Source organism: Deltaproteobacteria bacterium, from assembly GCA_005879535.1.
Lineage (GTDB): Bacteria > Myxococcota > Myxococcia > Myxococcales > 40CM-4-68-19 > 40CM-4-68-19.
This window is the reverse complement of the sequence record VBKI01000065.1, coordinates 76719-97999: the sequence shown is the minus strand read 5'-3', so window position 1 is coordinate 97999 and position 21281 is coordinate 76719. Positions and strand designations below refer to the sequence as shown.

The 21281-nt window shown below is 68.5% G+C and carries 18 protein-coding genes; 6 read left to right on the top strand and 12 right to left on the bottom strand.

Annotated features, from left to right (window positions below; genetic code table 11):
• Window positions 1-8: 8 nt before the first annotated feature.
• The 11 genes from E6J58_12890 to E6J58_12840 form a co-directional block, all read right to left on the bottom strand.
• Window positions 9-527, bottom strand: a complete 519-nt coding sequence (locus E6J58_12890) for a DinB family protein (GenBank protein ID TMB37013.1) — start codon at window positions 525-527, stop codon at window positions 9-11.
• Window positions 528-559: 32 nt separating this feature from the next.
• Window positions 560-2344: a tetratricopeptide repeat protein gene (locus tag E6J58_12885; protein TMB37012.1), complete on the bottom strand. Its 1785-nt coding sequence runs from the start codon at window positions 2342-2344 to the stop codon at window positions 560-562.
• Window positions 2345-2348: 4 nt separating this feature from the next.
• Entirely contained in the window at window positions 2349-3125 is a 777-nt protein-coding gene (locus tag E6J58_12880; GenBank protein ID TMB37067.1) for a GTP cyclohydrolase I FolE2, read from the bottom strand.
• Between the two features lie 44 nt (window positions 3126-3169).
• Window positions 3170-3376 (bottom strand): PhzF family phenazine biosynthesis protein, encoded by a 207-nt coding sequence (locus E6J58_12875; protein ID TMB37011.1) that lies wholly within the window; start codon window positions 3374-3376, stop codon window positions 3170-3172.
• On the bottom strand, window positions 3373-4026 hold the full coding sequence (locus E6J58_12870; protein TMB37010.1) for a PhzF family phenazine biosynthesis protein: 654 nt from the start codon (window positions 4024-4026) through the stop codon (window positions 3373-3375). The genes E6J58_12875 and E6J58_12870 overlap by 4 nt, the downstream gene beginning before the upstream one ends.
• Window positions 4027-4656, bottom strand: a complete 630-nt coding sequence (locus E6J58_12865; protein TMB37009.1) for a radical SAM protein — start codon at window positions 4654-4656, stop codon at window positions 4027-4029.
• 36 nt (window positions 4657-4692) lie between these two features.
• Window positions 4693-6477 carry a M61 family metallopeptidase gene (locus E6J58_12860; protein TMB37008.1) on the bottom strand — a complete coding sequence of 595 codons (1785 nt, stop codon included), beginning with the start codon at window positions 6475-6477 and terminating at the stop codon, window positions 4693-4695.
• 16 nt (window positions 6478-6493) lie between these two features.
• Window positions 6494-8341, bottom strand: coding sequence for a tetratricopeptide repeat protein (locus tag E6J58_12855; GenBank protein ID TMB37007.1), 1848 nt, complete (start codon window positions 8339-8341; stop codon window positions 6494-6496).
• Window positions 8338-9192, bottom strand: coding sequence for a carboxypeptidase regulatory-like domain-containing protein (locus E6J58_12850; GenBank protein ID TMB37006.1), 855 nt, complete (start codon window positions 9190-9192; stop codon window positions 8338-8340). Before E6J58_12850 ends, E6J58_12855 begins: the two co-directional genes overlap by 4 nt.
• A 4-nt stretch (window positions 9193-9196) precedes the next feature.
• On the bottom strand, window positions 9197-9862 hold the full coding sequence (locus E6J58_12845; protein TMB37005.1) for a lytic transglycosylase domain-containing protein: 666 nt from the start codon (window positions 9860-9862) through the stop codon (window positions 9197-9199).
• A 193-nt stretch (window positions 9863-10055) separates the two neighbouring features.
• On the bottom strand, window positions 10056-10358 hold the full coding sequence (locus E6J58_12840) for a hypothetical protein (protein TMB37004.1): 303 nt from the start codon (window positions 10356-10358) through the stop codon (window positions 10056-10058).
• A gap of 54 nt (window positions 10359-10412) precedes the next feature.
• Between E6J58_12840 and E6J58_12835 the strand changes: the two genes are divergently transcribed.
• From E6J58_12835 to E6J58_12810, 6 genes are all read left to right on the top strand, one after another.
• On the top strand, window positions 10413-11231 hold the full coding sequence (locus E6J58_12835; protein TMB37003.1) for a phosphodiester glycosidase family protein: 819 nt from the start codon (window positions 10413-10415) through the stop codon (window positions 11229-11231).
• A gap of 131 nt (window positions 11232-11362) precedes the next feature.
• Entirely contained in the window at window positions 11363-13684 is a 2322-nt protein-coding gene (locus tag E6J58_12830) for a hypothetical protein (protein ID TMB37002.1), read from the top strand.
• Window positions 13685-13802: 118 nt separating this feature from the next.
• A complete protein-coding gene (locus E6J58_12825) occupies window positions 13803-15146 on the top strand; it encodes an aspartate aminotransferase family protein (protein ID TMB37001.1) in 1344 nt (447 codons plus the stop codon).
• 10 nt (window positions 15147-15156) lie between these two features.
• On the top strand, window positions 15157-17643 hold the full coding sequence (locus E6J58_12820) for a hypothetical protein (GenBank protein ID TMB37000.1): 2487 nt from the start codon (window positions 15157-15159) through the stop codon (window positions 17641-17643).
• A gap of 1 nt (window position 17644) precedes the next feature.
• Window positions 17645-18601, top strand: coding sequence for a phosphatase PAP2 family protein (locus E6J58_12815; GenBank protein TMB36999.1), 957 nt, complete (start codon window positions 17645-17647; stop codon window positions 18599-18601).
• A gap of 52 nt (window positions 18602-18653) precedes the next feature.
• A complete protein-coding gene (locus tag E6J58_12810) occupies window positions 18654-20195 on the top strand; it encodes an FHA domain-containing protein (protein ID TMB36998.1) in 1542 nt (513 codons plus the stop codon).
• A gap of 48 nt (window positions 20196-20243) precedes the next feature.
• Here E6J58_12810 and E6J58_12805 read toward each other — a convergent pair whose 3' ends face one another.
• Window positions 20244-21278: a quinone-dependent dihydroorotate dehydrogenase gene (locus tag E6J58_12805; GenBank protein ID TMB36997.1), complete on the bottom strand. Its 1035-nt coding sequence runs from the start codon at window positions 21276-21278 to the stop codon at window positions 20244-20246.
• Between the last annotated feature and the right edge of the window lie 3 nt (window positions 21279-21281).

Genomic DNA, 21281 nt, shown 5'->3' with positions numbered 1-21281 from the left:
TCCACCGATCAGGCGGCCTTCGAGCTCTTCGGCCCGCCCTGCGCCAGGGCTCGCAGCTCGGCGATCATCGGGTGCGCCGGCACCAGATCCGCGAGCAGGTCGGAGATCTCGTTCAGGTGCGCACGGTCGTGATCGACGATCCGCCCCGGCATCTCGGCGAGCGAGACGGCGCCGACCCCTTCCTGCCGCCCGCAACGGGCCCATGCCTCGGACGCAACAGCACCCAGGAATCGCAACGTCTCCTCCCGCGCGGCCGCAAACGCCGTGAGGCCCGCCGCGAGGTCGAGCGTGAGGTACTGCCGCTCCTTCGCAACGCGCTCTCCGTCGAAATCGGGCAAGAACGGATCCGCCTCGCCGAGCAGGCGCCGGATCCGCTCGGCGAACTCGCGTTCCAGATCTGCCATGTGCCAGACGTGCTCGACGAGCGCGAACGGTCCACTGCGGACGCGCACCAGCTCCGCCGGCACCTGCGCCGCGATGCGCGCCAGGATCGCCGGCGTGCCCGACAACATCCCGAAAAGGTCCATGGACGGAATCTACCACCGCGAAGCGAGCGGTGTCAGGGCGTGCCGAGCTCCTTGAGGAACCGCGCACACTCCGAAGCCACCGGCTTGTCCCGCTCGTCCTTCGCGATTGCGCAGCGTTCGAACTCGAGCCGCGCCTCCTTCGCCCGCTGCTGCCGTGCGAGCACCTTCCCCAGGAGCAGATGCGCGTCGCCCACGTCGGGGCACTCCTCGACATAGCGCCCGAACGACTTGCTCGCCTCGTCCAGCCTGCCCTGCTCGGAGAAGATCGTCCCCAGCTGCCGCCATCCCAGGCAGTACTTGGGCGCGACCGCCAACGCGCCTCGGATCTCGCCGATGCCCTTCTCGGGCTGACCCGCCTTGTACAGGGCCCAGCCAAGATTGCTTTGCGCCAGCACCCTCGACTTGTAGAGCGGATCGCGCGCCGCCTTGTCCAGCGGAGGCACCGCCTCGGCGAAGCGACCCTTCTGGATGTACAGCGCGCCCAGGTTGGTCATCGCCTCGCTGTAGTCGGGCCTCATCTCCAGCGCGCGCTTGAACTCCCTCTCGCCGTCCTGCGGCCGCCCGAGCGACCAGGTGTAGATCACGCCGAGACCGAGGCGCGCCTCTGGCGTCTCCTCGAAGTCCACCGACATCAGATATTCCTTCAGCGCACCCTGCGCGTCGCCCTGGTGCAGCAGGTTGTCGCCGAGCTGCTGGTGGATTTCGGCCGCCTGGATGCGCTGCTCGGCGGACATGCCGGAGCAGGAGACGAGGAGCAGCGCGCAGAACGCCGCGAACAGTCGCGCCACCGCCTGCAGGGGATCGTCCGACTTCGGCCGCTCCCGCGGCCCTTCCTCCACGTCGGCCGGAGGCCAGAACGCCGGCGTTCGCTCGAGCAGCTCGGCGCGGTGCTCGTCGTCCAGGTTCGCCCAGCCCGTCCCGTCGAGAATGAATCCCATGCTCTCCGCGAAGTTGAGCGCTTCTTCCAGCGCCTGCTGCACGTCTTGCTGCGCCACCGGCTCGCCGGTGTAGATGACGTTCTCGCCGCTCTCGGCCAGGGTCAGCGCCACGATCACGTGGAAGGTCGCCCCTTCCCGGACGGCCACGACCGCCGCCTGTGCCGCCTGCGCCGGCCGCCCGATGGGCTGGACCACGGGCTGGTTCGTCGCCACATAGAGGGCGGCGATGAGCTGCGGCTCGGCCGGGACGTGCGTCTGGCTCGCGTCCTCCTGGAGCATCAGCGGCCCTGAAGCGTGAACTCTTCGTTCACGTTCTCGGTCTCCGCCGCCGTCCGTTTCGACTCGATCAGCGGGTTGTCGATGGTGACCGTATTTCCCCCGGCGTCGCCTTCGCCAACCACCAGCTTGGTGAAGCTGATGGGCGACGCGCTCTTGCGCGCTGCGTCCGCGCGCTTGGTGGCGGCGAAGAGCACCTTGTTCGCGCCGGGATGGAGGTAGCGGGTGATCTCCAGCACCACCTGCGGTTCGCCCGCGCGGATCTTCCGGATGAACCTCGCGTTCACGAACACGTCCACGTCGAACTGCGCGCCGTCCTTCTCCTCGCTGACCAGCCAGTACCGCTTGGTCAGCGCGGCGGCCACCGCCGAGGGCAACAGCGGAGCGAGGGCAGGATTCGCCGTCGACGCGGACACCGCGCCCGCCGGCCGCTCGACCTGATATCCCGGACAATCGAGGTACACGTCGCCGCGGTCGTCGATGCGGACGGTCTTGCACTTGTCGAACTTCTGCGAGCGGAGCGCGTCGATGTTCACCCCGTTCAGGAAGACCGAGGCGAGAAGCAGCATCAGCATGCCCGAAGCGTCCCCCGTAACCCCGCATCGGGTCAAGGATGTTTCAGCGCGGCGTAGGCGCTGTGGGCGTGGATCGACTCGAAGCTCTCCGCCTCCACTTCCCAACGGGTGAAGTTCGGGTCGCGGCGCAGCCTCGTTCCCACTTCGCGGACCAGATCCTCGACGAAGCGCGGACGCTCCCAGGCGCGCTCGGTCACGTACTTCTCGTCGGGCCGCTTGAGCAGCGCGTACAGATCGCAGCTCGCCGACTCCTCCACCAGCGCGATCAGGTCCTCGATCCAGAAGAACTTCTCGAACCAGACCCGGACGGCCACCAGGCTGCGCTGGTTGTGAGCACCGTGCGCGCTGATCGCCTTGCTGCACGGGCAGAGAGTGGTGACGGGAACCTCGAGCGCCACCCAGAGGTCGTAGTCGTCGCGCGTGACGCTCGCACCGAAGGTGCAGGAGTAGTCGAGAAGGCCTACCGCGCCCGTCACCGGGGCTTTCTTCTCGATGAAGTACGGAAACCGGACCTGCACGTGCGCGGCGTCCGCGTCGTGGTCGCGGCGCAGCTCCGCGCAGAGGCCGCGAAACTTGCGGATGTCGATCTCGCGCCGGTGCCGGTTGAGCAGCTCGACGAAGCGGCTCATGTGCGCGCCCTTGCGCTTGTGCGGGACCGATACGCTCATGTCGATCTCGGCGACGGTGTGCTGGACGCCGCAGGCCCGATCGAGCACGCAGATCGGATAGCGCAGGCCCTTCACCCCCGCCCGATCGAGCGCAAGCCTGCGCGAGTCCCTTTCGCTGTGGACGTCGCGGAGCGCGGGCACGGTGCGGCGGAGCGGCGCCTCCGTCCTGGGAGCCCGGCGCGACTTCACAGCTCGAGCTCCCCGCGGAGGATCGTCACCGCGTTGCCGCCGATCCAGCCCCGCACACTGGCTGCGTCCGCACGCACCTCGACGTCGATGCGCCCGGGGCGCCCCATCTCGTCGCCTTGCGTGAACACGAAACGCCGCGGCAGCTCCGCTGGCTGCAGCAGCTGGATCAGCGCGCCGAGCTGCCCGGCCGCGCTGCCCGTCACCGGATCCTCGAGGATTCCGTAGCCCGGGAAGAAGCACCGCATGGCGGCATCGACGCCAGCCACGGGACGCAGCGCATAGACGACGAGGCCCGCGACCCCGAGCTGTTTTCCGAGCACCTCCAGAGCCGCGGCATCGGGACGGCAGCGAGCGAGCGTCTCCCGATCCCGGACCTTGACGTAGAGGTTCCCCTCCAGGATGGCGCTCTTCTGCGGCGGCAGCTCCGGATCGAGCGCTTCGGGCACGCCGGCTCGAATCGGCTGGCGGGCGTCTCGATCAGGATGCGGAGCTTCCCTTCGCGGCGCGAAAGCTCGACGTTGAGCTTGCCGCTCTTGCAGGTGAATGCGGTCCGCGTCACGCCGCCGTCGGGCACGCGGATCCGCCTCGCTTCTTCCACCAGCACGTGGAAGGCGGCCAGCGTCGCGTGGCCGCAGAACGCCACCTCCGATTCCGGCGTGAACCAGCGCAGATGCAGGGCCGCCGTCGGCTCTCGCGCCGGAAGCGGAAACGCAGTCTCGCTGTGCTTCAGCTCGCCGGCGATGCGCTGCATCGACCTGGAGTCGAGGTCCGCACCGTCGAGCAGGACGCCGGCCGGGTTTCCCGCCAGCGCCTGTGCTGCGAACGAATCGACGACGTAGCATGGCCTGCGCATCTAGACGCCCCTCTTCTCGCCCCAGATCACCTTGTGCAGCTGCAGCTGCAGCCGGCCGGGCTTCCCGCTCCCGAGCACCCAGGCGGCGAGGTCGGCCGGCGCAACCCGGCCGTACGAGGGCGAGAACAGCACCGGGACCTTGCCCCACACCTCCAGCTCGTCGAGCTTGCGGACCGCCCACTCGAAGTCGTCCCGCGAGCAGACCACGACCTTCACCTCGTCGCCGGGCGACAGCTCGCGAAAGACGCCGAACTCCGTGTGCGGCTCCGCGGAGCCGGGCGTCTTCAGGTCGACGATCTTGCGCACTCCCCGCGGCACCGCGCCCAGCGGCCGCTGGCCGTGCGTCTCCAACGACACCTGGTATCCGCGGTCGAGCAAATCCTGCGCGAGCTCGGGCAGCTCCTTCTGCAGCGTCGGTTCGCCGCCCGTCAGGCAGACGAAGCGCGCCGGGTACCGCGTGACCTCCGCCAAAATCTCGGCGCGCGACATCGGACGCCCGCCGTAGAAGGCGTACTCGGTATCGCAGTACTGGCATCTCAGGTCGCAGCCGGTAAAGCGCACGAAGACCGTGGGCTCTCCCGCGAGCGTCGATTCCCCCTGGATGCTGTAGAAGATCTCCGTGACCCGCACGCGCGGGTGTTTACCTGCGGGCGGCGCGGCGCGCAATCACTCGTCGGGCCAGCGAGCGCCCAGCCAGCGCTCCCTCGCGGCGAGCTGCTCGGAAGTCGCCTTCGGATCCGGCTTGAACGTGACCGTGTCGCGCGGCGGTGCGGCGACCTGCAAGCCCACTTCGAGAAGCTCGTCCATCCGGAAGAGCGACAAGCGCAGCGTCTGCCCCGGCTGCGTCCGGCCGAGCCGCTGCTTCAAGTCGGTGCGGAACCCGTCGGCAGCGGCAATTTCGTCGCCCGCGGCCAAGCCCGCGGCTTGCGCGGGCGAGCCTTCCGCAACCGAGGTGATCTCCAACGCGCTGCCCTTCTCCCGAAACGTCGCACCCAGCCAACTGCGCGGGCGCGCGTCGGCGACGGACCCTTTTTCCGGCCCCCCCTCTGCGCCGCCCTTGTCGTCGGCGCCCGAGGCCGGCGCCATCATCGCCTGGATCCCTACTCCGGAAAGCGCCTCCTCGAGCTGCAGTTCCTGCGTCGAGTACACCGCACGCTCGAACCACTCGTGGAGCGTCCTATCCCCGATCAGCTCGATGGCCGCCTTCTCCACTCCGTCTTCGGGAAGGCCGGGAGGGCGGCCGTGCTTCTCGAACAGGGCGCGCACGAGGTCGTCGAGCGATCGGGTACCCCCGCTGCGCCGGCGCAGCTCGAGATCGAGCAGGAATCCGACGATGCTCCCTTTCAGGTAGTACGAGACGGTGGTGTTCGCGGTGCTCTCGTCCGGCCGATAGTGCTTGATCCAGGCGTCGAACGACGCCTGCGCGAGTGAGGTGCGCAGGCGGCCCGGCGTGCGCAGGAGCTGGGTGTTGCGCTCGGCCCAGATCTCGAGGAAGCGCTGCGGCGTGATCAGCTTCGCGCGGAGAAGGGCGAAGACTTCGTACGTCGAGGTCAATCCCTCCATCGCCCAGAGCAGGCGGGTGTGGTTCTCGCGCGTCCAGTCGTACGGCGTGAACGCCGAAGGCCGCACGCGCTTCACATTCCAGAGGTGGAAGAACTCGTGGGCCACCAGCAGCAGGAAGTCCTCGTACGCATTCTTCTGCACGAAGGAGAAGCGAGGGACGATCAGCGCGCAGCTGCGGCGATGCTCGAGACCGCCGCGCGCCTTGTCGTTGAGATGGAGGATGAAGAGGTAGCGGTCGGAATAAGGGAGCCCTCCGAAGATCGCCGCTTCGGCGTCGACGATCTTCACCAGATCGGGCACCACGCGGCGGGCATCGAAGTCGCCGCGTCCCCACACCACGAGCTCGTGCTGGACGCCCTGGGCGACGAAGGGATGGGCGGAATGCGACCCCTCCGCCCCGCACTCGAACGGGCTGTCGGCGAGCTCGTCGTAGTCCTGCGCCTTGAACGCGCCGTCCTCGAAGGGGAGCGCGTTCCAGGCGCGCCACCCCGCCGGCAGCTGCAGCCGCACCGCGCACGGCTCGCTTTCGCGTCCGACGACGAACGCAGCCGCGGCGCTCGGATTCAGGAACGCGTGCGTGGCGTCCACGTGGTTCGTCCGCACCGTCAGCTCGAAGCAGTGCAGGCGGTACGAGATGCGTACCGTCGGCGCGGCACCCGTCCCGACGCGCCAGGTGTGCTTGTCGATCTTCTCCACCGAAAGCTCGCGCCCGTCCCCCGATGCCCGCAGGCCGTCGACGTGCCGCTGGTGTTCGCGGACGAGATAGCTCCCTGGCGTCCAGACCGGCAGGCGCACGTCGAGCGCGTCGGCTCCGCGCGATTCGACCTGCAGCTCCACCTCCACGCGGCGGACCTCGGGCTGCTGGATTCGGAAGGTGTACGCGTTCATGGAAACGCGGAGTGTATTACCGCGCGAGAAGGCGCGCGATCTGCTCTCTGTCGGGAGCGTCCGGGGCGAGCTGGAGATACCGCGAGTACTCCGATTTCGCTTCGCTGTTGCGGCCGAGGAGGACGTAGACCATGCCCATGCCGCGGTGCGCGGAAGGGAGCGTCGGGTCGAGCTGCAGCGCAGCGGCGAAGGCGGTCTCGGCGCCTTTCGTATCGAACGCGCGCAGCGACTTGTCGCCGCGTGCAGACTCGGCTTCGGCTGCCGCCCTGCTTCCGGAGGCTGCGGCGACCTTCTTCTTCCGGGGTTCCGTGCGGGGTGCTGGTTCCGGTTCGCGTTCGACGTCGGGTTCGGGTGTGCGGTCAGCGGTCCGCGATTGGGTCTTCGGCGCGGGCGCAGGTGCAGTTGTGGGCCTCGGTGGAGGCGCAGTCGCCGCGACCGGCGAGGGTTCGGGGAGCCGGAGCGCCACCGCCGCCGCTGCCGGGGGCCGCGATGCCGGAGCTGCCGTCGGGCGTGGGGCCTGCGGCGCCGGCGCAACGGACGCCGCCGAAATCGCCGGAGCGTCGCTCGGCGCTTTGGCGCGCTGGGATGGGCGGAAGGCGAGGACCACCGCCGCCGCTGCGAGGACGCTGACCGCGGCCGAGACCGCGAATGCGGGCGCTCGTGGACGAGGAGCGGAGAGGACAGCCAAGGCTTCGGGGCACGTGGGATCGAGCTTCAACGCGGCATCGAACTGCGTACGCGCTTCTGCCCGCTTCCCCTGCCGCCAGAGCAAGGCGCCGAGCCGCGCTCTCGGCTGCGCCCACGTCGCATCGAGTTCGGCCGCCCGGCGGAAGGCGGTCTCCGCGCGCGAGAGTCGCGAACCGTCGGGATCGGGCAACGCGGAAAGCGTCTGAGCAAGGGCGAACTGAAGCACGGCGTCGCCGTGGACGCGCGAATCCAGCAGCACCCGCTCCGCCTCGGCGAAACGCCGCTGCTCCAGAAGCTGCATGACGTCGCGGGCAAGCGACGCAGCAGGGGAAAGCGGCGGCGGCAGCGAGGAGCGGACCTGCTCCTCGAGAAGGGCGAGGCGCATCCCGAGCTGGGCCAGGTCCTGGTTCCGCGACTCGATCACCGTGGTCAGGTCCCGCCGCGCCCTCTTTTCCGCGTCCAGCTCGGCGCGCAGGGAATCGGGCGCCGGCGCCGGATCAGGCCGCTGCTCCACCGGCGGTGGCGCCGCGAGCGCGGGTTGCGCCTGCGGCTCGAGCGGGTCCCAGACCTGCGTGAAGACCGGCTGCGGCTCCGTCGCCGCCACGGGCGCCTGCTGGACATCGTCGGGCGAGGCGGTCCTTCCGAGCTCGATCTTCGCCAGCTTCTGCGCCGGCGGTAGCGGCGTGCTGGCCGCGATGGCAGCGAGGATGAGCCGCTCCTCCTCGCGCGAGGGGCGGCGCTGGATCCGCTCGATGGCCCGCGCCATGTCGCCGAGCGACTTGTAGCGCTGCTGCCGCTCGGACATCGCCTTGCGGATCACCGGAGCCAGCGGCCCGGTCAGCTCGGCGCTTTTCCCCTGGCCGACCCGCGGCGGCGTCAGTGTGCTCAGCTCGTAGCCGAGAGCGCCCACGGCGTACACCAGCACCCGCGGATCCTCGGGCAGCACGGCGCCGTTGCGCAGCTCCGGCGCTGCATATCCGTCACCCGTAGGAGGATCGCCGGTGAGCAGATCGAGCGCGCCGTCGTCGTCGACGAGAAGCTGGTACGGCCTCACTGCCTGCATCTTGCTTTCCGAGAGCCGGACGGCCGCGAGCAGCAACGCGCCGGAGAGGGCCGCCGAGGGCTCCGCGCCCTTCTTCTGCGCCTGCGCGAGAAACGACGCGACCGATGCGGTCAACGGGGCTCCTGGAGTCTCGTCAAGATTAGCCCCAGATGCCCGGGTCTTGCGAATTCCGCGACGGCGAAGATCAGCCGTTCGCGGGGGACCAGCGCCGGCCCCGTGAGATAGCGCTGCAGCAGCGCCGCGGCCCTCGCTCCGGACGGGACTTCACGGGGTGGGACGACCATGGTCAGCCGGAAGTCGGGCGCGAGAGCGACCAGCGCTGCGAGCCGCTCGAGCCGCGCCGCGTCCTGCTCCCCGAGCCGTTTCGAGGACAGCCAGTCCGCGATGGTCCGCTCCGCGCCACCCTGGGGCACGCGTTCGAGTTGCAAGGTGGCAAAATCCGGTGCGAAGAGCGTCACGTCGCGAGAGAGGTCGCAGGGCGCCGCCGGCAGCTCGACGCGGCCAGCAAGCGGTGGCGCGTCGACCTTCACCTCGATCACGCCCGGTGGAAGATGATCGAGCACGAACCATCCCTGGCCGTCGGTGGAACCGGCGATGGTCCCGGCCGTGACCTGCGCATCGGCGAGCGGCGCGCCGGCGAGCATCAGCCTCCCCCGCAGCACTCGCCGCGCCATCACCGTGAAATCGTTGCGGATCGTATCGCCGTGCAACGCCGGGGCGATCGTCTTCGAAAGGGGCTCCGAGGAGATCCATCCCTGTGGCAGCTTGACCGTCAGCGTGCCGCCGCCATCGAAGGCGCGGAATCGGAACTTTCCGTCGGGCCCCGTCCTGACCACCTGGCTGCGATCGCCCTGGGCGAGCGTCACCTGCGCGAATGCCGCACCTGCCGCACCGCGCTCGCCGACGCGGCCCTCGACGATCGCCGGCTGCGTGGCCGACAGCAGCAGCCAGAGGAGAAGACCCACCGGTTCAGTTTGCCCGAGCGAGCATCACATCGCGAGGATCCTGACGTCCTGCAAGCCTCGCGAATCGCTCGTACTCCCGCATCACCTTGCGCGGATAGGCTCGAACCGCGGGAGGGATTCCCACGCGCTTGTAGTGCCGCATACGTCCGGGTCCGGCGTTGTAGGCCATGAGCGCCTCCTCGCGCCGGTGGAAGCTCCGCTCGAGCCAACCGAAGTATCGGATGGCCAGGCGCACGTCGATCACGGGGTCTTCGCTCACCGCGGCGCCGTCGCCGATGTCGGGGTTGCGGCCCGCAATCCAAGCGAAAGTCGAGGGCTTGAGCTGCATGAGGCCGTAGGCTCCTCGCTCGCTGGAAACGTGCGGGCGGAAGCCGCTTTCCACCGAAACGAGCCCGAGGATGAACAGCGGGTCATAGCCGGCGCGCTCCGACTCGGTGAGCACCGCCTGCGCAAGCTTCGTTCGCAGCTCGGGGTCGAGGCGCTTGGCAACGCGTTCCAGCAGCGCCTCCATCCCGGCCTGCCCCATCCTGCCCGAGGAAAAATTGCCCAGCGTTCTCTGGAAGATGGGGACAGCCCGGGGAACGAGATACAGAACCGCCCCCACGCCAGCCAAGGCGACGGCAGCGCACACACCCGCGATTGCAGCCACCTTGGCGCCTCTTGCGGTCATGCCCCTCCGGCCGGGAACGCCCGGCAAAACCGGCAAGACGTCGAAGGCTAGCAACCGGCCGCTTTGGCGGACAAGGCGCGCGCGGCGTGAAATGTGCGGAAAAGTACTGTGTAGCGGTACTCAATCCCGACGGCCTCCCGGGGCGCGACCCTCGCGCAGCACCCAAGCCAAATCGGGAGGCCGAAGGCCCCCGTCAGTTCGGAGAGGGCGTGTCGTCCGGCTTGGCTGCGCCGTTCGCCTCGGCCTTCACGGCGCTGCGCGCGGCGATGTCCTGCAGCTTCTTGCCGAGCTTCTCCAGCTCAGTACCCAGGGCGGCGATCTGCTCGCGCGATCCCTTCGCGGCGTTCTGCAGCAGCGTCCGCAGCTCCGCCTGGGCGCGATCGCCCAGCGTCTCGAGGACCTTGCGCGCCTCCTGCTCGAACTCACGGGCGCGGCTGGCGGCCCTCGTCTGTGCCTGCTGGAAGGCCTCATGGATCCTGGTCTGGAACTCGGTCATGTCATTCCCTCTTTCGTTATTCCGTGACGCGGAGCTTGTAACGCGTCGCGTCGGATTGTCAAGGTCCCTGTGCGCGTGTACAGTCTCAGGAGAGTGATTTACGCGCTGCTCCTGATTGCCGGAGTGTCGCTGTCCACGCCGTGGAAGCGCGTGGCGCCGGGCGTCGAAACCGCGCCGGCAGCCGAGCTGGGAGGCGATCCCGCCTGGTCCGCCCGCGTGGTGCTCGCCGATCTCGCCAAGACGCGCCTTCTCGTCCGTTACGACGCGACGCGCCCGACGCTTACGGAATGGCGGAAGCGGTTCCCGAACGCCATCGCGATCGTGAACGGGTCGTTCTATTCGAAGGACGGCGCTGAAGTGCGGCCGACATGCGAGCTCGTCTCCGACGGCTTGCGCGTCCGCGGTGCGGGATGCCAACGGCAGGATGCCCTGTACTTCGGGTCCGTCCCGCGGCCCCCCGATTCCGCCTCGACGCCGATGGTGAGCCGCGAGCCCGCCTCCGCCCTGTCCCCGCGGTTTCTCGCTCCCTCCGAGTTCCGCGCGGAGCAATGGACGGAAGCGATGAAGAGCTTTCCCGCCCTGGTGCGCAATGGAGCCGCCGCGTGCGCAGGACCGAATTACTGCGCCGAGTCGTCGCGTACCGCCGCGATCGCGCAGCTCAAGGACGGGCGCATTCTCCTCTTCGCCTCCCAGTGGCCGGCGATTCGGCGCAGCGTTGGAAAATGGTTGGCGGAACAGGTGGGCGTCGTCGACGCTATGAACCTCGACGGCGGCCCCGAGGCCACGCTCTCCGTGAAAGACGAGCCCACCGAGGACGCCATCGGTGGCCTGGGCGTCGGCCTGCCGATCGTGTTGATTGTCATGGGCAGGTAACGAAAAGTCGCATTCGTTGCAAAATTGCCTGAGACAAGGTACTTGGGCATGGAATCGAGCGGGTAGGCGTGTGTCCGCCCGAGGCGCAGCCGAGTCGGGTTGTGAACGCGAGGTGAAGCCTGTCTCTGCTGGTGACGATTGGGATCGTTGTCGTGCTGCTCGGCGCGTATTCGCTCCGCGTGCTGGTCAAGGGCCGGTACGTGCCCGAGCGGGTGAAGAAGGAGCCGGGAAGCGTATTCCTGAGCCGCTTCTTCATCGAGTTCGGCTACTGGTGCTTCGAGCCCCTCGAGAAGCTCTGCCTGCGCCTGCGGATCACGCCGAATCAGCTCACGCTCGGGTCGCTCGGCTGCAGCGTGGCCGGCGCCGCGGCGTTCGCCACCGGCCGTTTCACGCTCGGCGGTTGGCTGGTGATCGCTTGCGCGATCCTCGACGCGCTCGACGGGATGGTGGCGCGCACGCGCGGCACGGCGTCCGACGCCGGCGAGCTCCTCGACGCCGCCGTCGATCGCTACGCGGAGATCGCCACCTTCGCCGGCATTGCGGCGTACTACCGGAGCTATCCCCTGGGATTCTGGCTCGCGCTCACCTCGCTCGCCGGCGCACTGCTCGTCTCCTACGCCCGTGCCAAAGGCGAGATCTCCGGGATCGACGCGCGGATGGGATCGATGAACCGCGGCGAGCGCGCGCTGTACATCGGCTCGGCCGGCGTGCTCTCGCCATATCTGGCGCAGTTCGCCGAGCCTCGCGGCTCGCACCCCGCGTTCTACCTGATGCTCGCCACGCTGCTGCTGGTCGCGGTGATGGCGAACGTCACCGCGATCCGGCGCTTCATCTACATCCACGGTCAGCTGCGCAAACGCGAGGGTGCCGCCCCGGCCGCGTCCACCCGCGAGGAGGAGCTGTCGGGATGGTTTCAACGCGCGTGGATTGCCTCGGCGATCGCGACGGCGGTCGACTACGGCACGTTCACGATCCTGGTGGAGGTAGTCGGGATCTACACCGGGAGCTCGCGCGCCCTCGGGGCGCTGCTCGGAGCGATCACCAACTTCACCGTGAACAAGATCTACACCTTCAAGACGCAGGACAATTCGGTCCTGGTGGAAGTGCCGCGGTACGCGGCCATCTCCCTCACCTCGCTGCTCCTCAACACGGTCGGCGTCATCCTCCTCACCGAGGGACTGCGCTGGAACCCGCTCGTGGCAGCCGCCGTGGTCGGGCTCGGCGTGTCGCTCTGCTGGAACCTGCCGCTGCACCGGATCTTCGTCTTCCGCGAGCAGACCGGTCGCCCGCATCCGGTGCTGGCGCTGATCGGCGCGGTCGCCTCGGGATTCGCCGCCATGGCGGTGCTCTTCGTCTCGTACGGAAATCCGTTCGCCGAGGAGCAGGTGCACGGCTTTTCCAGCGCGCTTCCCGACACGGCAAATCTGACGCAGAAGAGCTTTCTCCCCAAGCTCCGTTCCGAAGCGTTCTACTCGGAGAGCTACTCCTTCCTCTTCAGCGCCGACGACGGGTCGTTCGCCCGCGTGCAGTTCCTCGTCAGCAATGCCGGCCTCGAAGGGCACGGCAAGGGCGCGGTGCGCGCGGTAGTGGTGGCGCCCGACGGCAGGACCATCGAGGACGGGCAAGCGTTCGAGAGCGGCGAGTGGGCCGTGCAGCCGGAAGGCGCCATCGAGATGGGCACCTCCCGCCTGACGATGGGCCCGGACGCGAGCCATCACGTCCACTTCGCGGGCCGCAAGCTGGTGGTGGACGCCACCGTCCTTCCCGAGACGCAGCCGGTCCGGCCCGGCGGGGGCCGCGTCGTCTTCGACGCCAGCGGCCATGCAGTCTTCGACCACACCATCTTCGCCCTGCGCAGCAGGTTCGAGGGAACGCTGTGGAGCGCAGGCACCGGCAGCCGCCGGATGCGTGGCTACTCGTACGCCGACACGTCCTACTCCACGGTCCCGGCCTACAAGAGCGCCTCGCTCTGGTACCGGATGCAGGCGTTCGACGGCGAGCAGGGAACGAGCGCGGCGCTGGCGATCCTCTTTCCCCCGGGGGGCTCGCGGCTGCCGCCGCAGGGGTGGATGTACACCTCGCGCGACGGAAAGACGGAAGTCCGATCCACCGACGTCAAAATCGCATTCGAGGATCTGCGCCACGAGCCGGGAGGGCATTTCGAGTACGACGTTCCGCAACGCGTTGCGGCCGTGGCCCGGGGCGTGGACGGCGAGACGGTGACCGTGCACGTCCAGGCGCGGAAGCTGCTCTACCGCCAGGATCTCCTCGACGAGATGGGGCCCTTGTCGCGGCTGCTGGTGAGCACCTGGGCTGCTCCAATGGCCTACACCTACGAGAACCATTACGAGCTGCGAATCGAGAGGCCGGGCGAGGAGCCGACAGTGCGCAGCGGCCAGGCGCTCTCCGAATTTTCCTACGCGAACAAGCCCGCGAATCTGCCCGCCTTCTGAGACGGCATCCGACCTTTTCCCGCCTGCAGATGCCTGGCACATGTGCTAGACGTGCCCGCCCATCGGCGCAGCGGGTCTGGAATCGAACGCTCCGCTGCGGCTTCTGAAGGCGAGGGAAATGGCGCTCAAAGCCCCGCACATCCAGACGGAAATCCCTGGCCCGCGATCCCGCAGCCTGGTGGAGCACGAGCAGCGGCATCTTGCCCCCGGCCTGCAGGGCTTCGCGCTCAGCTCCGGCATCGCCGTCGAACGCGCGCAGGGCTCGGTGATCGAGGACGTCGACGGCAACCGATACGTCGACTTGATCGGCGGGATCGGCGTGAACAGCCTCGGCCATCGCCACCCCGCGTGGACGAAGGCTCTCCACGAGCAGCTCGACAAGGTGACCGTCGGATCGTTCACCAGCGCGCCGCGCGCGGACCTGATCAACGAGGTCGCGAAGGTCACGCCCAAGGGCGTCGACAAGGTCCAGCTCTACTCCAGCGGCGCCGAGGCGGTGGAGAGCGCGTTCCGCCTGGCGATGAACCACACCGGCCACCAGGAAGTCGTCGGCTTCTGGGGTGGCTTTCACGGCAAGACGGCGCGGGCGCTTTCCGCGAACGGCGCCGGCAACGCGAAGAGCTACGGGCCGATTCCACCTGGTCACGTGCTGCCCTTTGCGAACTGCTATCGATGCCCGCTCAAGCTCGAGCCGCGGAGCTGCGGCATCGCCTGCGCGGATCTGGCGCGCGACCAGCTGCGCCACCAGACGGCGGGCAGCGTGGCGGCGGTGATCATGGAACCCCTCCAGGGGACCGCGGGGAACGTGATTCCGCCGCCGGAGTTCATGGTGAGAGCACAGGAGATCGCCAGGGAGCACGGCGCGGTGTTCATCTCCGACGAAATGATCACGGGTTTCGGTCGTACCGGCCGTTGGTTCGCGTGCGAGCGGAGCGGCGTGACGCCGGACATCATCACCATCGGGAAGGCGTTCGGCGGCGGCTTCCCGATCAGCGGCGTGGTCGCGAAAGGGGAGATCGCGCAGGCAAAGCCCTGGGCGAATCCGAGCGGGTCTTCCTCCTCCTACGGCGGCAACCCGCTGGCCGCGGCGGCGGCGCTGGCCAGCATCCAGATCCTCCATCGCGACAACGTCCTGCAGAACGTACGCGAGGTCGGCGCGGCGATGCTGGACGAGCTGCGCACCTGGCCGGACCGCCTGAGATGGGTGGGCGACGTCCGCGGAGAGGGACTATTCCTCGGCGTGGAGCTGGTCTCCGACCGGGAGACGAAAGAGCCTCTGGCGAGGAAGATCTGCGGCGAGATCTTCCAGGACGGGCTGCGCCGCGGACTTCTGGCGATGAGCTACACCCACGCGATCCGGCTGCAGCCGGCGCTGACCATCGACCGCGACACCGCGCTGAGCGGGCTGTCGCTACTGCGCGAGGCGATCGAGGCCGTAGCGCGCAGGCACGGCGCGGCGTAGGACTGACGCGATGGAGCAGCTCTCCCGGACCGCGCGGTTCTGGCAGTGGTGGGCGGCGCTCTCGCTCCGCCGGCCCAGGCTGATCGTGCTCCTCGGGATCCTCGCGTTCGTCGCCTCCATCCCTGGCGCAGCGCGGCTCTACGGCGATCTGCGCACCGATCTTCGTGAGCTCCTGCCGCAGGGCGCTCCGGCGGCGGTGGCCCTCGCCGAGCTGGAGAGGCGCATCGGCGGCCTCTCGCACCTCGCGATCGTCGTGCGCACCGACGATCTGAAGGCCGGCGAACGGTTCGTCGACGCGCTGGCTGCAAGCCTGAAGCAACTGCCGCCGTCGCTGGTGGCGCAGGTGCACTGGCGCGTCGACGCGGAGAAGGAGTTCCTCGACCGCCACGGAGCGCTCTATGCCGATCTCAAGGATCTGATCGCCGCGCGCGACGCGCTCCGCTCGCAGATTGCCCGGGCGAATCCACTGCTCGTCGACCTCGCCGACGACGGGGAGACCGCGCCTTCGGTCAGTCTCGACGAGGCGGTGGCCCGGATCAAGGCAGCCTACGCGCGCCTCGACCGCTACCCCGACGGGTACCTCGCGGGCGAAGGTGGCCACACGCTGGTGATGCTGCTCTCGCCTCCAGGCGCGGCGGTGAGCCTCGAGGACGATCAGCGGATCTTCGGCGCCGTCGACTTCAAGGTGAAAGAGCTCAATCCCAAGAGCTTCCATCCAAGCATCGAGATCGGTTACGGCGGCGAGATCAAGGGGCTGATCGAGGCGCAGGAAGCGCTGGTCCGCGATCTCGCGCTCTCCAGCGCGCTCACGCTCGCCGCCGTCGGTCTGGCGCTGATTCTCTACTACCGCACCATCCGGGCGGTACCGCTTCTGGTCTTTCCGCTCTTCACCGGCGTCGCCCTCACCTTCGCTCTCTCGCGCGAGGTGATCCACTACCTCAATCCGAACACGGCGTTCCTCGGCAGCATCATCATCGGCAATGGGATCAACGCGGGAATCATCCTCCTCGCGCGGTACATCGAGGAGCGCAGGCACGGCTCGGACATCGCCAGGGCGCTTCCCCTCTCGCTGCGCGCCACCTGGATCGCCACGTTCGCGGCGAGCGCCGCCGCGGCGGCGAGCTACGGTTCGCTGGGAGCAGTGAGCTTCCGTGGGTTCAACCAGTTCGCCTTCATGGGCTTCTTCGGGATGGCCCTCTGCTGGCTCACCACCTATGCGCTCATGCCGGCCTTGATCGCACTCCAGGAGAAATTCTGGCCCTACGGCGAGCTCGCGCCGCCGAAGCGTGGCCGGGTGGTCGGGTGGCTCGCCGGCCCCTTCGCCCAGCTGGTGGTGAGAAGGCCGCTGATCCCGGTGGTGATCACGGTCGCTCTCGGCGGCGCCTCGCTGTATGCCGGCTACCTGTTCGCGCAGGAGCCGATCCAGTACGACTTCACCAAGCTGGGGAGCCGGTCGAGCGAGAATCACGGACAGGGCTACTGGGACCGCCACGTCGACGCGGTCCTGCAGTCGTACCAGACTCCCACGGTGGTGCTCACCGGTTCGCCGGAAGAAGCGCAGGCGGTGGCCGCGGCGATCGAGAAGGAGAAGGAGCAGGAAGGACCGAACAGCACCATCGAGTCGGTGGTCACGCTGCAGCAGTTCATTCCAAAGGACCAAACGCAGAAGCTGGAGATCCTGCGGCAGATCTTCAGCCTCCTCGACAAGCGGCCGGCAGCGGAGCTGCCCCCGGAGATCCGGCGCTTGCGCGAGCGGACCAAGCTCGAGCCCGTCTCGCTCTCGGACGTGCCAGAGCGGCTGACGCGCGCGTTCGTGGAGAAGGACGGGCACCGCGGCCGGATCGTCCTGGTGTTCCCGACCCTCGCCACCGACAGCTCGAACGGCCGCGCGCAGATCCAGCACGCCCGGACCGTGCGCGAGGCGGCGCTGAAGGTAGATCGGAGCGCGCTGGTGGCCGGCCAGATCGTGCTGACGACGGACATCGTCCAGGCGATCACCGACGACGGCCGGTTCACCGCGCTGCTCAGCTTCTTCGCCGTCGCCCTGCTCACGGTGGTGGTGATGCGCAGCATTCGCGACGGCGCGTGGGTGATCGCCTCGCTCTCGCTCGGGGTTCTCTGGGGAGCGGGAGCGATGACCGCTCTCTCGCTGAAGCTGAACTTCGTCAACTTCGCCGTCCTGCCCATCACCTTCGGAATCGGCGTGGACTATGCCGTCAACCTCTACCAGCGGTACCGGCAGACCTGCAGCGTGGAGGAGGCGCTCTCCTCCTCGGGCGGCGCGGTGGCGCTCTGCTCGGTCACCACCATGATCGGCTATGCGACGCTGGTGACCGCGGACAACCAGGCCATCCAGAGCTTCGGGCTGACGGCGGTGATCGGCGAGGTGACCTGCCTGACGGCGGCGCTGTTCGCGCTGCCGGCGGTGCTTTCGCTCCGCGACCGGAGAAGGACCGCGGCCGTTCCTGCCGACGCCGCCCAGCAGGGGGCCGCATAGGATGCCCACCTTCCTGCGGCCCCGCCCCGATCAGCTGCGGGACGCGCATCCCTTCTTCACCATCTGGATCCCCGCGCTCACCATCGCGTATCTGGCGGCGCTGCATCTGCTCGGCGGTCCGGGCCCGGAGCATTTCCTGGCCGCCGTCATCGCCCTCGTGCTCTCGCTCTGGAACGACCAGAGCCGCAAGCTGGCGCTGATCGGACTTCCCTACCTGCTCTACGCGCTGGTGTACGATTCGATGCGCTGGTACGCGGACTACATCCGCTCGCCCGTCATCCACGTGCACGAGCCGTACGACTTCGATCTGCGCTGGTTCGGGATCCATGGGCTGACCCCCAATGAGTGGCTGCAGCGGCACACGAGCCCGGTCCTCGACTTCCTCTGCGGCCTGGCCTACACGCCGATGTTCTTCATCGGGGAGTCGATCCTGCTCAGCATCTGGTTCATCGCCAACGGCCAGGTGCGGCGCGCGGAGCGGTTCACCTGGATCTTCGTGATCTCCAACTTCATCGGCTTCGCCTGCTACTACGTCTACCCGGCCGCGCCGCCGTGGTACGTCTCCGATCACGGATTCGTCGTGAACCTCGCCGTCCATGCTTCGCCGGCGGGAGCCATCCGGTTCGATCACCTGATCGGCATTCCCGTCATGCAGGGGTTCTACGGCAAGAGCGCGGACGTGTTCGGCGCCATCCCCAGCCTCCACGTCGTCTATCCGTTCCTGGCGATGATCTATGGCTGGCACCTGCGCCGGTTCCGGCGAATCGCTGCGCCGTACTTCCTGCTGGTCTGCTTCGCTGCCGTCTACCTCAACCACCACTACCTGCTCGACATTTTCCTCGGGCTCGCGATCGCGCTCGCGGTGATGGCCGTCGTGCGCGCCGCGTTCGGGGCCGTGGAGCCGCGACGCGCGGCGACCGGAGAAGACCAACCCGATCTCGCCGCCCTTCGGACCTGAGCGGCAAGCGTGTTAGGAAGAATCGTTCGCCGCCGCAAGGGGAGTGGCGCGCATGATCCGCATCACACACCTGTCGGGAAGTCTGCAGGGCAAGACTTCGACGTCGGCGAAACCGACCCTGCGCGTGGGCCGCGCGTCGGACTGCGACGTCCGCTTCGACAAGCAGCGCGACCCGAAAGTCTCCAACCACCACGCCGAATTCCTCCTCGAGGACGGCTGCTGGTTCGTGGTGGACACCGCCAGCACCAACGGCACGCTGGTCGAGGGCCGGCGCGTCGCCAAGCATCGGCTGCGGCAGGGCGAGGAAGTGCAGCTCGGTGCCGGCGGACCGCTGGTGAAGGTCGAGTTCGACGCCAAGGAAGGCATGGGCGGCGCGATGAAGACGGAGGCGGCGTCGATCAGCGCGATCCAGCGCGCCGAGGCCGCGCGGCGCGGCTCCTCGCCGCCGCGCATCGACGCAACCTCGGAGATGAACCGGATCTCCAGCGACCTCAAGAGCAGCGCCGACACCGCGACGGCGCGGCTGGCGGAGCTCGCGGCGAAAAAAGTGGCCGAGGAGCGCGCGAAGGCGGGTGGAATGCCTTCGGGAAAGACCATGATGATCATGGCCGCCACCTTGAAGGAGGTGCAGCGCTTCACGCGGACCAAGACCGCCAGGCGCTGGGTCAAGGTCGTCGCCGTCGTGGCCGCCGTGGCCGCGATGGTCGTGGCGGCGATGGCAGTCGTGATCGCCCGGCAGAAGCGGCAGATCGAGGAGCTGGTGACGCAGAAGGAGCGCCTCGACCGGGACATCGAGGCGGTCCAGCAACAGATGAACGAGGAGTCCGATCCGGAGCGGCTCGCGGCGCTCGAAGAACGGCTGAACACGCTCACCGGCAACGCCAGGAATACGCTGGCCGCGCTCGGCAAGTCCGACAAGGGCAAAGCGGCGGCGCTGGCGGAGTCCGGCGACGAGATCGACCGGCAGATCCGCGACATCCTCCGCAAGTTCGATGCCGACACCTACGCGGTGCCGCCCATCTTCAAGGAGCGGCTGAAGTTCCACATCGACGAGCTGACGAAGGCGCCGAATCTGAAGTTCGTCTACCGGCGCAAGCAGCGGTACTGGGGGATGATCAGCCGCGAGTTCAACGCGCTCGGCCTTCCCGAGGAGATGGCGTACGTGGCATGGGCGGAGACGCAGTTCGATCCCAAAGCGAAGAGCAGTGCGGGGGCGGCCGGCATGTGGCAGATGATGCCGACCACTGCCCACAACTACGGCCTGCGCGTCGACGCGAAAGTGGACGAGCGGTACGACGCCGACCGCGAGACGAGGGCGGCGGCGCGGCATCTCGCCAATCTGCTCGCCGAATACGGCAGCGATTCCTTCATGCTGGCGATGGCTTCCTACAACCGCGGCGAGACCGGAGTCCGCCGCGTCCTGCACCAGATCGCGCAGGAGCCGGGTGGCTTTCGCAAGGAGAAGCGCGACTTCTGGCACCTGTACCGGATGAAGAAGCTGCCGGAGGAGACCCGCGAGTACGTGCCCAAGGTGCTGGCGGCGGCCATCGTCTCGCGGCAGGCAAAGAAGCTCGGGCTCGAGGAAGCTGATTAGCCGCGCCGCACCGCGAGGTGCGGCTTTGCGGGTACGATTGAGACTACACTACGTGTCCTTGCCGATCGCCTGGGGCAGCGTGAGCCCGTCGCGGCGCAGCAGCGCCGCGAGACCGCGCGAGATCCGCTTCGGTAGACCCGGTCCTTCGTAGACGAGCGCCGTGTAGACCTGGATCAGAGAAGCGCCCGCGCGGATGCGCGCGTAGGCATCCTCGGCGGTGAAGATGCCGCCGACTCCTACGATGGGGACGGACACGCTGCGATACAGTAGCCGGCAGACGTGCAATGCGCGCTCGCGCAGCGGCGCGCCGGAGAGGCCGCCCGCTTCCGCTGCTCGGGGATGGGCCCGCACCGCAGCGCGATCGATCGTCGTGTTGGTCGCGATGATGCCGTCCGCGCCCGCGGCCTGTGCCGCCTGAGCCATCTCCACCAGGCGGCCGTCGGGCTCGTCGGGAGAGAGCTTCACCAGCACCGGGATCCGGCGGGCCATCGCGTTGCGCGCTTTGACCACTTCGGCGACGAGCGTTCCCAGCTCCGCCTGGAGCGCGCGGAGCCCAGGCGTATTCGGGCTGGAGACATTGATCGAGGCGAGCGCGGCATGCGGCGCCAGGACGCGGAACGCCGAGACGTAATCCTCGGCTGCACGCTCGTTCGGAGTGTCCTTGTTGCGGCCGACATTGATGCAGACGGGCCCTGGAAGGGGCGGCAACCGGCGGAGCTTCTCCGCCACCGCCGTCGCGCCGGCATTGTTGAAGCCCATCCGGTTGATGATCGCGCGCTGATCGACGAGCCGGAACAGGCGGGGCCGTTCGTTTCCCGCCTGGGGTCGGGGGGTAATCGTTCCGATCTCCACCCAGCCGAACCCCAGGCGGAACCAGCCCGGCGCAAGGACGTCGCCCTTGTCCATACCGGCTGCCAGACCGAGCGGGGTCGGAAAATCGATCCCCGACAACGTCTGCCGGAGCACTGGATCGGCGCCGGGGATCGCGCGCGGGGCCGAGCGGACGCGCAACAGGACGCCCGCCAGGCCGTGCGCCGTTTCCGGCTGGAGCATGAAGAGCAGCGGGCGCACGAGGAAGTACACGGA